This is a genomic window from Marinobacter nanhaiticus D15-8W (assembly GCF_036511935.1).
GTDB lineage: Bacteria > Pseudomonadota > Gammaproteobacteria > Pseudomonadales > Oleiphilaceae > Marinobacter_A > Marinobacter_A nanhaiticus.
Genome location: NZ_AP028878.1, coordinates 365,377 through 377,473 on the forward strand (window position 1 = coordinate 365,377; position 12,097 = coordinate 377,473).

12 protein-coding genes are annotated in these 12,097 nt (G+C 62.1%); 10 read left to right on the top strand and 2 right to left on the bottom strand.

The genetic code is table 11. The features are described 5' to 3' along the window. Positions 1 to 4: 4 nt before the first annotated feature. Together RE428_RS01655 and RE428_RS01660 are read right to left on the bottom strand one after the other, a co-directional pair. The gene (locus RE428_RS01655) at positions 5 to 1,399 is read right to left on the bottom strand and encodes an ATP-binding protein (RefSeq protein ID WP_004579284.1); all 1,395 of its coding nucleotides are present in this window, start codon (positions 1,397 to 1,399) and stop codon (positions 5 to 7) included. Then, positions 1,399 to 2,082 carry a response regulator gene (locus RE428_RS01660; RefSeq protein WP_004579283.1) on the bottom strand — a complete coding sequence of 228 codons (684 nt, stop codon included), beginning with the start codon at positions 2,080 to 2,082 and terminating at the stop codon, positions 1,399 to 1,401. Before RE428_RS01660 ends, RE428_RS01655 begins: the two co-directional genes overlap by 1 nt. 164 nt (positions 2,083 to 2,246) lie before the next feature. Between RE428_RS01660 and RE428_RS01665 the strand changes: the two genes are divergently transcribed. The 10 genes from RE428_RS01665 (at position 2,247) to RE428_RS01710 (ending at position 12,039) form a co-directional block, all read left to right on the top strand. Further along, positions 2,247 to 2,945, top strand: a complete 699-nt coding sequence (locus RE428_RS01665; protein ID WP_004579282.1) for a thermostable hemolysin — start codon at positions 2,247 to 2,249, stop codon at positions 2,943 to 2,945. Continuing rightward, positions 2,929 to 4,446 carry an AMP-binding protein gene (locus RE428_RS01670; protein WP_004579281.1) on the top strand — a complete coding sequence of 506 codons (1,518 nt, stop codon included), beginning with the start codon at positions 2,929 to 2,931 and terminating at the stop codon, positions 4,444 to 4,446. Before RE428_RS01665 ends, RE428_RS01670 begins: the two co-directional genes overlap by 17 nt. A 43-nt stretch (positions 4,447 to 4,489) precedes the next feature. Then, the gene (locus tag RE428_RS01675) at positions 4,490 to 5,173 is read left to right on the top strand and encodes an iron-containing redox enzyme family protein (protein WP_004579280.1); all 684 of its coding nucleotides are present in this window, start codon (positions 4,490 to 4,492) and stop codon (positions 5,171 to 5,173) included. Next, complete coding sequence (locus RE428_RS01680) at positions 5,160 to 5,942, top strand: SDR family oxidoreductase (RefSeq protein ID WP_004579279.1); 783 nt, start codon at positions 5,160 to 5,162, stop codon at positions 5,940 to 5,942. The genes RE428_RS01675 and RE428_RS01680 overlap by 14 nt, the downstream gene beginning before the upstream one ends. Further along, a complete protein-coding gene (locus RE428_RS01685) occupies positions 5,942 to 6,580 on the top strand; it encodes a tetratricopeptide repeat protein (protein WP_004579278.1) in 639 nt (212 codons plus the stop codon). Before RE428_RS01680 ends, RE428_RS01685 begins: the two co-directional genes overlap by 1 nt. 241 nt (positions 6,581 to 6,821) lie before the next feature. Next, positions 6,822 to 7,535 (top strand): GTP cyclohydrolase I FolE, encoded by a 714-nt coding sequence (gene folE, locus RE428_RS01690; protein ID WP_004579277.1) that lies wholly within the window; start codon positions 6,822 to 6,824, stop codon positions 7,533 to 7,535. An 883-nt stretch (positions 7,536 to 8,418) separates the two neighbouring features. Then, positions 8,419 to 9,297, top strand: a complete 879-nt coding sequence (locus RE428_RS01695; RefSeq protein ID WP_004579276.1) for a DMT family transporter — start codon at positions 8,419 to 8,421, stop codon at positions 9,295 to 9,297. 179 nt (positions 9,298 to 9,476) lie between these two features. Next, the gene (locus RE428_RS01700; RefSeq protein WP_004579275.1) at positions 9,477 to 9,776 is read left to right on the top strand and encodes a pentapeptide MXKDX repeat protein; all 300 of its coding nucleotides are present in this window, start codon (positions 9,477 to 9,479) and stop codon (positions 9,774 to 9,776) included. A gap of 67 nt (positions 9,777 to 9,843) precedes the next feature. Continuing rightward, on the top strand, positions 9,844 to 10,545 hold the full coding sequence (locus RE428_RS01705; protein WP_004579274.1) for a response regulator transcription factor: 702 nt from the start codon (positions 9,844 to 9,846) through the stop codon (positions 10,543 to 10,545). 3 nt (positions 10,546 to 10,548) lie between these two features. Then, entirely contained in the window at positions 10,549 to 12,039 is a 1,491-nt protein-coding gene (locus RE428_RS01710; RefSeq protein ID WP_004579273.1) for a sensor histidine kinase, read from the top strand. Positions 12,040 to 12,097: the final 58 nt, after the last annotated feature.

The following is a 12,097-nucleotide window of genomic DNA, read 5'->3' on the forward strand; positions in this document are numbered from 1 at the left end:
CCGGTCACAGCCGCTTGAGCGGGAGATCAACCCTCACGCAAAGGCCCGTCCGACCATCTGGCCGATCATCCAGGTGAATCTGACCGCCGTGGATTTCCACGATCCGCGCCGCGATCGCTAAGCCCAGACCGGCGCCACTGCCCTGGCGCTGATCCAGCCGCACGAAACGTTGTAGTGCACGCTTGCGGACATCCTGCGAGATACCTGGACCCGAATCGACGATCATCAGCCGGTACCGCTGGTCCTCGCGCTGAAGGCTAAGGCTGACCTGGCCGCCTTCCGGACTGTACTGGATCGCATTGGCCGTCAGTGATCGAACCAGCGTTCCCAGGAGTGCCGGATGACACAGGACCCGGTCGCCGTCACAGCGATTGTCGAGGTCGAGTTCGATCCCGCGTTTCAGGGCCAGGGGCGCAACGTCGGCAACAGCCTGCTCGACGACGTCGTCCAACGCGGTGACGACCGGTTCGCCCTGGGTGCCTGCATCGATCCGGCTCAGCAACAGCATTTGCTCCACCAGGTGGGTCATGCGATCCACCGACGCCAGCAGGTTGCCGAAGGTATCCGGTGCTTCCTCACAGGCCTCTTCCAGATTGAGGCGTAGCGCTGCCAACGGCGTACGCAGTTCGTGGGCGGCGTCCGCCGAGAACTGCCGTTCCCGTTCCAGGGCTTCGTCCAGCCGTGCAAGCAGTCCGTTGATCGCGCTGACCAGGCCTTTGACCTCCCGGGGCGCCTGCCTGGCGTCCAGGGAATGGATGCGTTCGGGCGCCATATCGCGCACGGGCCGTTCGAGACGTCTCAAGGGGCGAAAGGTCAGATGGATCGCGAACACCACGCAACCCACCAACACCGGCAGGACCAGCAGCAGGGGCAGCACGTTGCCCATGGCCAACTCGCCGCTGAGCTCGCTACGGATATCTTCGCGCTGGCCGCTGAGAATCCAGAACCCCGTAACCGGGTCCTGCAGGGTGAACGTGCGCCACTCGTAGCCACCGGATTCCGCCCAGTCATAGCCGGGCCGGGGCCGTTCGCTGCGGCCGGTCAACGCCGGCGAGGAGAGCAGCAGGCGATCCTTGTCGGACCAGATCTGGAAGGCGATCTTCTTCTCGTACTTATGCCCGGAGCCATCGGGCAGGATCTCGTCCTCATCCTCCTCGTTCTCCGCGCCAGGCGGCAATTGCAGGGTGTCTTCCAGTGCGGCTTTCAGGTCGGGCAGCGACTGGCTGTGTGACAGGTAACGCACCAAGCCCTGGACCATGCGCGTACTCTGGGCCAGTTCGGCGTCGAACACTTCCTCCAGTTCGTGGTTACTCTCAACGTAGCTGGAGATGGCGGCGATCAGTGCCATCAGCAACACCAGACCGGTCACCGTCAGGGCGAGGGTGCGGGTCAGTGACATCAGGCGCCATCCACACGGCTGGCAGCCGCCGAGTCCAATACATAGCCCACGCCTCTCACCGTTCGGATCATGGCTTTGCCGATACGGCGGCGCAGGTGATGGACATGTACTTCAAGGGCGTTGCTTTCAGCCCCCTGGTCCCAGCCGTAAAGCTGTTCTTCAAGGCGTCGGCGAGTCGCCACCTGGTCGGGGTGACGCATCAGGTAGTGAAGGATCTGGAACTCCGCCCGCGGCAGAGCACAGGGCTCGCAGTTGATCCGCAACTGGCCGTGCTGGGTGTCGAGACTGAGCTGGCCCACCACCAGCGAGGAATCCGCCTTGCCTTCGGCGCGACGGGTGACAGCGCGGATGCGGGCCTTGAGCTCCGCCATCACGAAGGGCTTGGTCACGTAATCGTCAGCGCCGGCATCCAGCCCCCGGAGTTTCTCCTCGATGTCCCCTCGCGCGGTGAGGATGATCGCCGGGGTATGCACGCCCTTCTGGCGTATCGCGCGCAGGATATCCAGCCCATCCCGGCGCGGCAGCGTGAGGTCCAGCAGCACCAGATCGAAATGTTCGTTGGTCAGGGCGCTGAGGGCCTGGTCGCCGTCGTCGATCCAGTCCACGGTGTCGTATTGCTCGCGCAGCATGCCAAGCATGGTTCGGGCGAGAGGGTGGTCGTCCTCCACCAGGAGTATCCGCATACCGGGTCCTCGTACTGCCGTTGATTCAGGTGCCGTGTGAGCTCGGTCCAGATGCTGACATACAAACCTTAAGCGTGACTTAAGAAAAAAGACCAGGGCCCTTAAGTTTCACTTAAGCCCTGCTCGCTAGGCTGGTGTCATCCATAGAGGGAGTGTGATGACCCATGCCCGATTCAACGCTGTATCCCAATATATCTTCCAACCCTGACAGGACGACGCGCAGCGACACCCGCCCGTTGCTGAGTCTCGCGGGTCGCAGACTGTGTGAAATTCGTCCCGGGAGCGCCATCCAGGAAGCCGTGGTGCGTTTCATCCAATCGCGGTTTCTCGAGGCCTATGGTGCCCGTCCCTCCTTGCGTGTACCGCAATTGCTCGCCTTGCTGAACCGGCAGGACAACGTGTCCGCCGCCGTCGGTGTGCGGGACGCCCGGGTGGAGCGACTGTTCCTGGAAGACTACCTCGAAAACCCCATCGAGGAGGCGCTGCCTGATGACGCCAGTATAGACCGTGCCGGCGTGTTCGAAATTGCCCACCTGGCGGGGGTCGAACCCGGGATCAGCCGTTTCCTGTTTCCCATGCTGACCGTATGGCTCACCGAGCATCGTGCCCGTTGGATTGCCTTCACCGGCACGGCTCAACTGCGCAACAGCTTCGACCGGCTGGGGATCGAGACCCATGTAGTCGGGCCGGCGAAAGCGGAGCGTCTGCCGGATCGGGGCATCGGCTGGGGCCGCTACTACGAGCATGGCCCCATGGTGATGGTGGCCAATGTGCCGTCGGGCTATGCCGCGCTGACCCGGGTGGGGTTGCTGGATCATATCCAGTCGCTGGAGGACGGGGGCTGCTATGAACTCACTGCCTGACATCTTGCAGGCATTGGCTCGCCAACAGCCCGATCGCACGGCCCTGCGCTCTCCCGAGGGTGAGATACGCTATGACGAACTGCTAAAGGCTGTGAACCAGGTGGCTGGGCAGCTCCAGACCCTGGCCGTCACGCGCGTTGGCCTGTGCGGAGACAATGCGCCGGGCTGGATTATTGCTGACCTGGCGTGCCGGGTCGCCGGTATCGTCTGCGTGCCGATACCCGGGTTCTTCTCGACTAGTCAGACGCAACACCTGATCAATCAGGCGGGTCTGGACGGATTGCTCTTCGGTGCGCCTACCGACTTGCGCGGGCTCGCGGTCGAGGATGTGGTCGATGTGTGGGGCCCGATCTGCTTCAAACGCCTGGCGCGAGTGGCATCAGCCCTGGCTTTGCCGGAAGGCACATCAAAGGTCACCTTCACTTCGGGCAGTACCGGAACGCCCAAGGGTGTATGCCTGGACGACCATCACCAGGACGCCACCGCCATCGCGCTGGCGGAAGTTGTTGGCGACCTGGAAATCGCCAGCCACCTCTGCGTACTCCCGCTAGCGACTCTGCTCGAGAACATTGCCGGCGTGTATCTGCCCCTCATGCTGGGCGCCACGATCCACGTCTGGCCCCTCGCCGACCTGGGCTTCAGCGGCAGCAGTCGGTTGGATGCCCAGCGGTTTGCCGACGTTATCAACCGGTGCAAACCGGATTCCATGATCCTGGTGCCGGAACTGGCGACCGTCGCTGTCCGGCTTGCCGAGTCCGGCGCCTTTGCGGGTCATCGCTTCCGCTTCCTGGCGGTAGGTGGCGGTCGCGTTTCGCCAGACATGCTGGCGCGGGCGAAGGAGCGGGGGCTGCCCCTGTACGAAGGCTATGGATTATCCGAAGCCGGTTCCGTCGTCGCACTCAATGTGCCAGATGCTAACCGCCCCGGCTGCGCCGGTCGGCCGTTGTCCCATATTGCGGTGACCGTCGACAGCAACGGCGAAATTCGGGTGTGCGGCAACACTTTCCTGGGCTACATGGGCGAGGGGATTGCAGCGCATGATCCGGGTGATTGCTACCTGACCGGCGACCTGGGTTACCTGGACGGGGACGGTTTTCTGGTGGTCAATGGCCGCTCCAAGAACCTGCTGATCACCAGTTACGGCCGCAACATCAATCCGGAGTGGCTGGAGAGCGAGTTGATCCAGCAGGTCGGTGTGCGTCAGGCCCTGGTCTACGGCGATGGCTGCGCCCAGCCCAGCGCCCTGGTCACCGTCGATCCCGATCAGGATACCTCAACACTGGCTCGCGATATCACGGCCCTGAACCGGACCCTGCCGGATTATGCCCGTCTACAGTCGGTGCGGCTGCTGCGCGAGCCGTTCCGGCCTGGCGGCGGCTTCGTGACCCCCAACGGCAGGTTGATGCGCCATGTGCTGATGCCGGCCCTGGCCGAATTCCTGCGGCTGGCAGAGCCGCTGCCGATTGCTGATGCCCATGAACCCGAGGCGCGCCGCGCCTGACGCTCCACTAATGCGAATGCAAGAACGTAAAGAGGTAATGTCCATGTCTTTCTTTCAACGCCTGCAAGATGAAACCGCCGCCGACCGGGCCCACGTGACCGGTGCACCGGTCCTTGCCGCTATTCAGGAGGGCCGCTTCGACCTGCATAGCTATACCTATTTCCTGAGTCAGGCCTATCACCACGTCAAGCACACCTCACCACTGATGATGGCCTGCGGCGCGCGCCTGCCGGAGCGACTCGAGCATGTGCGCAAGGCGCTGGTGGAGTACATCGAGGAAGAGTATGGCCATCACGAATGGATCCTTAACGACCTCAAGGCCTGCGGTGCCGATGAAGAGCTGGTGCGAAACGGTACGCCGGACCTGCCGATCCGCCTCATGGTCTCGTACCTGTATGACCTGATTGCCCGCGGCAACCCGGTGGGCCTGTTTGGCATGGTGCAGGTGCTCGAAGGTACCAGCGTGGCGCTGGCCACTCCGATGGGTCAGAAAATCCAGCAACAGTTGGACCTGCCCGACCAGGCGTTCAGCTACCTGTACTCCCACGGTAGCCTCGACCAGGATCACTTCGAGTTCTTCCGCGAGCTAATGGACAGCATCACCGATCCGGCGGACCAGGCGGCGATCATCGATACCGCACAGGTGGCCTACCGGCTCTATGGCGACATGCTCCATGCCATACCCCTGCCTGCCACGACTGAGGGGCTGCACTATGCAACTGCGTGACAGGACCTTTCTCCTGCTCGGTGGCAGCGGCGGTATCGGCCGAGCCCTGATCGATCCGCTGGTCCAGGCCGGTGCGCGTGTGCTGGTTGCCAGTCGCATGATCCCGGACTCGGCACTGGAGGGTGGTGACGTCATACAGGTCCAGTTGGACCTGGCGGCGACCGACCTGCCCCAACGCCTGGCGGCCATCTCCCGCGACTGGCCGGACATCGACGGTGTGATCCATTGTGCGGGGCAGAACCTGTTCACCGGCATCGAGGATCTGCCGACCGTCGCGCTGGACAGCATGCTGGCGGTGAACCTGCGCAGTTCATTGCTGCTGGCGCGCCATTTCGTGCCGCGGTTCCGAAAGCAGGGTCGGGGAGCTCTGGTCTTTGTCGGCTCGACCTTCGGCAGCATTGGGTTTCCTGGCTACAGCGCCTATTGCGCCACCAAGTTCGGCCTCCGCGGCTTCACCGAAGCCCTGCGCCGGGAACTGGCGGATTCGCCGATCCAGGTGTTGTATATCGCGCCGCGGGCTACCCGTACCGCCATGAACCCTGACGCCGTGAATGATCTCAACCAGGCGCTGGGCAATCGCATGGACGATCCCGTCCAGGTCGCGGACCAGATCCTCGCCGCCATGCGGGGTGACCAGGTACGCCGCTACCTGGGCTGGCCCGAAAAGTTCTTTGTCTGTCTCAACGGGGTGCTGCCTCGCCTGGTGGATCGCGCCATGCTCAAGCAACTCCCCGTGATCCGTCGTTTCCTGCACTCCGGAGTATCTTGATGAACGCGTTGATAAAATCGTTTTGCCTGGTGTTATTGCTGGTTGCCGGTCCGGTCCTGGCCGAGCCGGCGGCGCTGGATGCCGATCTGCTCAAGCTGCAGCAGGCCTGGGCCCATGTGAACTACGAAGTGAACGGAGACGCGCAGGAGAAGGCGTTCGAAGATCTCGTCAAACAGGCCGATGCGCTGGTGGCTGGCTGGCCCCAGCGAGCGGAACCGTTGATCTGGAAGGGGATTGTCCTCAGTACCTATGCCGGCGCCAAGGGTGGCCTGGGTGCGCTGGGCCTGGTGAAAGACGCCAAGGCCGTACTCGAACAGGCCCTGGCCATCGACGAGAAGGCGCTGGATGGCTCGGCCCATACGTCGCTGGGTAGCCTCTATTACCAGGTGCCGGGTTGGCCTATCGGGTTTGGCGATGACGACAAGGCGGAAGCCCACCTGCGGGCTGCACTCGAGATCAACCCAAACGGCATCGACCCCAACTACTTCTTCGGTGATTACCTGATCGAACAAGGTAAGGAAGATCGGGCCAAGGCCTATCTCGAAAGGGCATTAGAGGCACCCCCGCGACCGAATCGCGAAGTAGCGGACGCAGGCCGCCGCGCTGAAATAAAGGCCTTGCTGCAAGAAGTGAACTAACGCTGGGGGCAACGAAAAAGGCACCGCTAGGCGGTGCCTTTCTCTTTTGGGAGCCGCATGCATAGCAAAACCCTATGACGCTTTTAAGTCATCTTTTTTGCGCTTAATCGCCGGTAAGACGATAATTACCGTTTTTCGCGTCACGCATACCGGGCAGGTGATTTTCAGGGCCGAGTAATCCGCCTGTGGTGGACAGCGTAAATAGCGCTTATGTGTAGAGATGAATGACAGAGGTTTTGCCATGTCACAGCGGTCACAAGCTTCCAAACTCCAGGCGACGTCCCTCCTCCAGGAAGCGGACCCCATTACCGTGCCATGCCTGACCAGGGAAGCTCTGGCCGTACGCACGGCCCTGGTGGAAAAAGGCCTGGAAACCCCGATGGTGGACAACGGCCTGACCCGTGACCAGAAGGTTGAGCGCATCGAAGGCCTGATGACCCGCGTGGCCGAAACCCTTGGCCTCGACCTGGCGGACGACAGCCTCACCGAAACCCCCAACCGCATTGCCCGCATGTACGTGGACGAAGTCTTCTCCGGCCTCGACTATACCCAGTTCCCCAAGATCACCCAGATCGAGAACAAGATGGGTGTCGAGGAGATGATCAAGGTGCGGGATATCAGCGTGATCAGCACCTGCGAGCACCACTTCGTCACCATCGACGGCCGTGCGCGGGTGGCCTACATGCCCAAGGACAAGGTCATTGGCCTGTCCAAGATCAACCGCATCGTCCGCTTCTTCGCCCGCCGGCCCCAGGTCCAGGAGCGCCTGACCCACCAGATCCTCGTTGCCCTGCAGACCTTGCTGGAAGTGGAAGACGTTGCGGTGCACATCGACGCCACCCACTACTGCGTCAAAGCCCGCGGCGTGCAGGACGCCGACTCCCAGACCGAAACCATCGCCCTCGGCGGCCGCTTCAAGACCAACACCGAATACCGCCGAGAATTCATGGGCTGAACGAAAAGCCGAAGGCGCGTTTAACGCGCACCCTGGTCCGCAGCGCCGCAGTAAATCTTTATGTAGCCGACGCTTCAGCTTCGGAGGGCCCGCCAGGGCCCGCGATATATCGGCAGCCCGCCGGCCTGCTCGGAAGCTGAAGTGTCCTCTACATACCCGAGCCACGGTCCGAACATCGGCTCGACCGAAGCCAACCTCAAGTGCATGGGCTGAGCAAAAAGCCCTAAACGCGTATACTGCGCACCCTGATCTTCAGCGGTGCAGTCAATCTCTATGTAGCCGACGCTTCAGCTTCGGAGGGCCCGTCAGGGCCCCGTGGTTATATCGGCAGCCCTCCGGCCTGCTCGGAAGCTAAAGCGTCCGCTACATGCCCGAGCCACGGCCCGAGCATCGGCTCGATCAAAACCAACCTAAAGTTCACGGGCTGAGCGCCAGCGCCTAAACGCGTATACTGCGCAGCCTGATCCTCAGCGGCGCAGTCAATCTTTATGTAGCCGACGCTTCAGCTTCGGAGGGCCCGTCAGGGCCCCGAGGTCATATCGGCAGCCCTCCGGCCTGCTCGGAAGCTAAAGCATCCGCTACATGCCCGAGCCACGGTCTGAGCACCGGGTCGATCGAAGCCAACCTAAAATTCACGGGCTGAGCGCCAGCGCTTAAACGCGTATACTGCGCAGCCTGATCCTCAGCGGTGCAGTCAATCTTTATGTAGCCGACGCTTCAGCTTCGGAGGGCCCGCCAGGGCCCCGCGGTCATATCGACAGCCCTCCGGCCTGCTCGGAAGCTGAAGCGTCCGCTACATGCTCGAGCTGGCGTTAGGCTTCGTTTTATTACTGCGCGCGCTGACAATCCAACCCCTTTTTACGCGTAGTTTTGGGAGTTCGCCGTGGCACTACTGGTCTTCGTAACCATTCTCTGGGCTGTTTCCTTCAGCCTTATCGGTGAATTCCTTGCCGGCCACGTGGACAGTGACTTTGCCGTACTCAGCCGTGTGGTCCTTGCAGGGCTGGCCTTCCTGCCGCTGACCCGTTGGCGCGGTGTGCGCTGGGAGTTGAAGGGTGGCGTCACGCTGGTTGGCGCCCTGCAATTCGGCATCACCTACCTCTGCCTCTACCGCTCCTTTGCCTACCTGAGTGTCCCGGAAGTCCTGCTGTTCACCATCTTCACGCCACTCTACGTCACCCTGATCGACGACGCGCTCAACCGCCGCTTCTCGCCGATGGCACTGGTCGCCGCCGCGATTGCTACACTGGGTGCAGGTATCATCCGCTACGATGGCCTCAGTGAGGACTTCCTTACCGGCTTCTTGCTGCTGCAGGTGGCCAATTTCACCTTCGCGGCTGGGCAAGTCGGCTACAAGCACCTGATCCAACGCTTTCCCATCGATATACCGCTCTACCGGTTCTTCGGTTACTTCTATGCGGGCGCCCTGCTATTCGCGTTGCCGTCCTTCCTCATCTTCGGTAACGCCGACAAGCTGCCATCCACGCCGTTGCAGTGGGGCATCCTCGCCTGGCTCGGCCTGGCTGCCTCAGGCATCGGCCTGTTCCTCTGGAACCGCGGCGCTTGTCTGGTGGACGCCGGCACCCTGGCCATCATGAACAATGCCCTGGTGCCTGCTGGATTGCTGGTTAACCTGCTGATCTGGAACCGCGATGCCGACCTGGGTCGCCTCCTGCTGGGTGGCGCGGTGATGGGGCTCTCCCTCTGGGTCAACGCCCGCTTCTCCCGTGGCCGATTGGCTCTCGGCGCCGCCAAGACCTGAGCGCGCTATCTTAACCACCCGACCTTGCCCGTGAAGGTTTTGTGATCTTTCCTTTATAGACTCTTTACCGGGCCGTGACGGCCCCGTGAGTGCGCCCGTGCATTCTGCATCCTGACGCCACCTGCCCGTTCCATGGGGCGAGCGTCCTAACCGGATGTTTCTGACAAGGAGAATGCACAATGAAAACACTCACCGCTGCGCTGCTCGCTCTTTCTGCCGCCCTGTTCGTGATGGCCCCGGCCCAGGCCGACGAGATGAAAAAGGACGACATGGGCGAAAGCAAAATGATGCATGATGAGATGAAAGACGACGGGATGCACAAGGACGGCATGCAGTCCGAAGCCATGCACGACGACATGAAGAAAGATGGCATGAAGAAGGACGAAATGAAAAAGGACGAAATGAAAAAGGACGAAATGAAAAAGGACGAAATGAAAAAGGACATGATGTCCGACGAGATGAAGCAGGAATCGAAGTAATGGCCGGCCGGTCGTCACCGGCTGACCGGGCCGGTGATGATCGGCCTGTCCGCAAAGAGGTTGTTTGATGAGTCGAACCGTACTGATCGTCGAGGACAATCCCGGCATCGGCCAACTGGTGAAGATGCACGTGGAAGACCTCGGTTGCGAGGCCATCCTGATCACCCGTGGCGATCAAGGCCTGGCCCGTTATCGGCAAGGTGATATCGACCTGGTGGTACTGGACCTGATGCTCCCTGGCATGGATGGCCTGGCCGTATGCCGCGAAATCCGTTCCGGCCCGGGCTACGTGCCGGTGTTGATGCTCACCGCCAAGAGCACCGAACTGGACCGCGTGTTGGGCCTGGAAATGGGTGCCGACGACTACCTGACCAAACCTTTCTCCGTTGCCGAACTGGGGGCGCGGATCAAGGCCCTGTTCCGTCGCGTGGATGCGATGGCTTCCCCCGCGCAAGCGGACATCGCCGAAGAACGTATCGAACGGGAAGGTCTGACCATCGACCCCGCCCGACGCCGCGTCACGATCCAGGGCGAGGACATCGACCTGACCGCCCGCGAGTTCGACCTGCTATTCCACTTCGCCCGCCATCCCGGTCGGGTGTTCAGTCGCACGCAACTGCTGGATGCCGTCTGGGGCTACAACCACGAAGGCTACGAACATACCGTCAACACCCACATCAATCGCCTGCGGGGCAAGATCGAGCAGGATGCGTCCGACCCCTTCTACATCCAGACCGTCTGGGGTGTGGGCTATCGTTTCCGGGACTGAGTCATGTTGAAGTCTTTGTACACCCGCCTGGCGTTGGGACTGTTCGTCCTGCTGATTGCGGTCGGCCTGGTCTACACCGTCGTCAACACCATGTCCCTGCGGGATTACTATGCCTCGGTGAACCAGGAACTGAACCGCGACCTGGCGCGCAACCTGGTGTCCGACCGCAATCTGGTGGACGAGGGGCAACTGGACCAGGGCGCCCTGAAGGAGCTGTTCACGCTCTACATGACGATCAACCCCAGCATCGAGATCTACCTGCTGGACAAAGAGGGCAAGATCCTCGCCTATTCCGCCGACCCCGAGAAGATCAAACGCAACAGCGTGTCCCTCGAACCCATCCACAAGCTACTCGACGACATGGCGGCCTATCCCGTGCTGGGCGATGACCCGCGCAGCCATGATCGGCAAAAGGTCTTCTCCGTCACGCCGGTGCCGTCGGCCCAGAACACCGAGGGCTATCTCTACGTCGTCCTGCGCGGGGAGGAATACGACAGCGTGGAAATGATGGCGCGGGAAGGGCATTTCATCACCATGAGCGCCTGGGCCATGGGTGCCAGCTTGCTGTTCGGCCTGATCGCCGGGCTGGCGGCGTTCCGGCTGCTGACCTGCCGGCTCACCCGCCTGACCCGCATCGTCGAGCAGTTCGAACACGGCGAGCCGAATAACGGCGAGCGCCTGCGCTGGGCAGACGAACGCAGCCGCAGCCGTGATGAGATCGACTACCTGGGCATGACCTTCGACCGCATGGCGGACCGCATCGCCCAGCAGATCGAACAGTTGCGCGAGAAAGACACCCTGCGCCGCCGGCTGGTCGCCCAGGTCTCCCATGACCTGCGCACACCGCTGGCTTCCATGCAGGGGTACGTGGAAAGCCTGCGCATGAAGCGCGACCGTCTCTCCCCGGACGAACAGGCCCGCTTCCTCGATATCGCCCTGCAGGAAGGGCGGCGTCTTGCCCACCTGGTGGATGAACTGTTCGAGCTGGCAGCCCTGGAAGCCCGGGAGAAACAGCCGCGACTGGAACCGTTCGCGCCCGCGGAACTGATCCACGATGTCGCCCAGAAACACGGCCCCGAAGCTGCCCGCAAGGCTATCGACCTGAAGGTCACCGGCGATCCCGCCTTGCCCATGGTGGTTGGTGATCTCGGCATGACCGAGCGCGTGCTGGACAACTTGATCCGCAACGCCCTGGAATACAGCCCGGAAAACGCCGAGGTCGAACTGAATCTGGCCAAGGCTGAAAACGGACTGAAGGTCACCATCAGCGACAACGGCCCCGGCATTGCCGAACAGGACCTGCCCCATGTCTTCGATCCGCTCTACCGCGGCGACAACCGGGAAACCCCCGGCCACGCAGGCCTTGGGCTGGCCATCGCCCGGCGCATCATGGACATGCAGGGCGGGCGCATCAGCGTCGCCAACCGCAGCCAGGGCGGCGCGGCCTTTGAAATTGTCTTGCCTTTTCAGGGGGCTGCCACGGCGGGTGGGTGATCCTCTGGCCGTTATCATTTCGTAATATCCTGGCGAAAATGGTGTGAATCTTTCTCGC

Bases quoted from the DNA above. Each gene is read 5' to 3' on its own strand.
- RE428_RS01655 (WP_004579284.1), bottom strand. From the start codon at position 1,399: ATGTCACTGACCCGCACCCTCGCCCTGACGGTGACCGGTCTGGTGTTG.
- RE428_RS01660 (WP_004579283.1), bottom strand. From the start codon at position 2,082: ATGCGGATACTCCTGGTGGAGGACGACCACCCTCTCGCCCGAACCATG.
- RE428_RS01665 (WP_004579282.1), top strand. From the start codon at position 2,247: ATGCCCGATTCAACGCTGTATCCCAATATATCTTCCAACCCTGACAGG.
- RE428_RS01670 (WP_004579281.1), top strand. From the start codon at position 2,929: ATGAACTCACTGCCTGACATCTTGCAGGCATTGGCTCGCCAACAGCCC.
- RE428_RS01675 (WP_004579280.1), top strand. From the start codon at position 4,490: ATGTCTTTCTTTCAACGCCTGCAAGATGAAACCGCCGCCGACCGGGCC.
- RE428_RS01680 (WP_004579279.1), top strand. From the start codon at position 5,160: ATGCAACTGCGTGACAGGACCTTTCTCCTGCTCGGTGGCAGCGGCGGT.
- RE428_RS01685 (WP_004579278.1), top strand. From the start codon at position 5,942: ATGAACGCGTTGATAAAATCGTTTTGCCTGGTGTTATTGCTGGTTGCC.
- folE (WP_004579277.1), top strand. From the start codon at position 6,822: ATGTCACAGCGGTCACAAGCTTCCAAACTCCAGGCGACGTCCCTCCTC.
- RE428_RS01700 (WP_004579275.1), top strand. From the start codon at position 9,477: ATGAAAACACTCACCGCTGCGCTGCTCGCTCTTTCTGCCGCCCTGTTC.
- RE428_RS01705 (WP_004579274.1), top strand. From the start codon at position 9,844: ATGAGTCGAACCGTACTGATCGTCGAGGACAATCCCGGCATCGGCCAA.
- RE428_RS01710 (WP_004579273.1), top strand. From the start codon at position 10,549: ATGTTGAAGTCTTTGTACACCCGCCTGGCGTTGGGACTGTTCGTCCTG.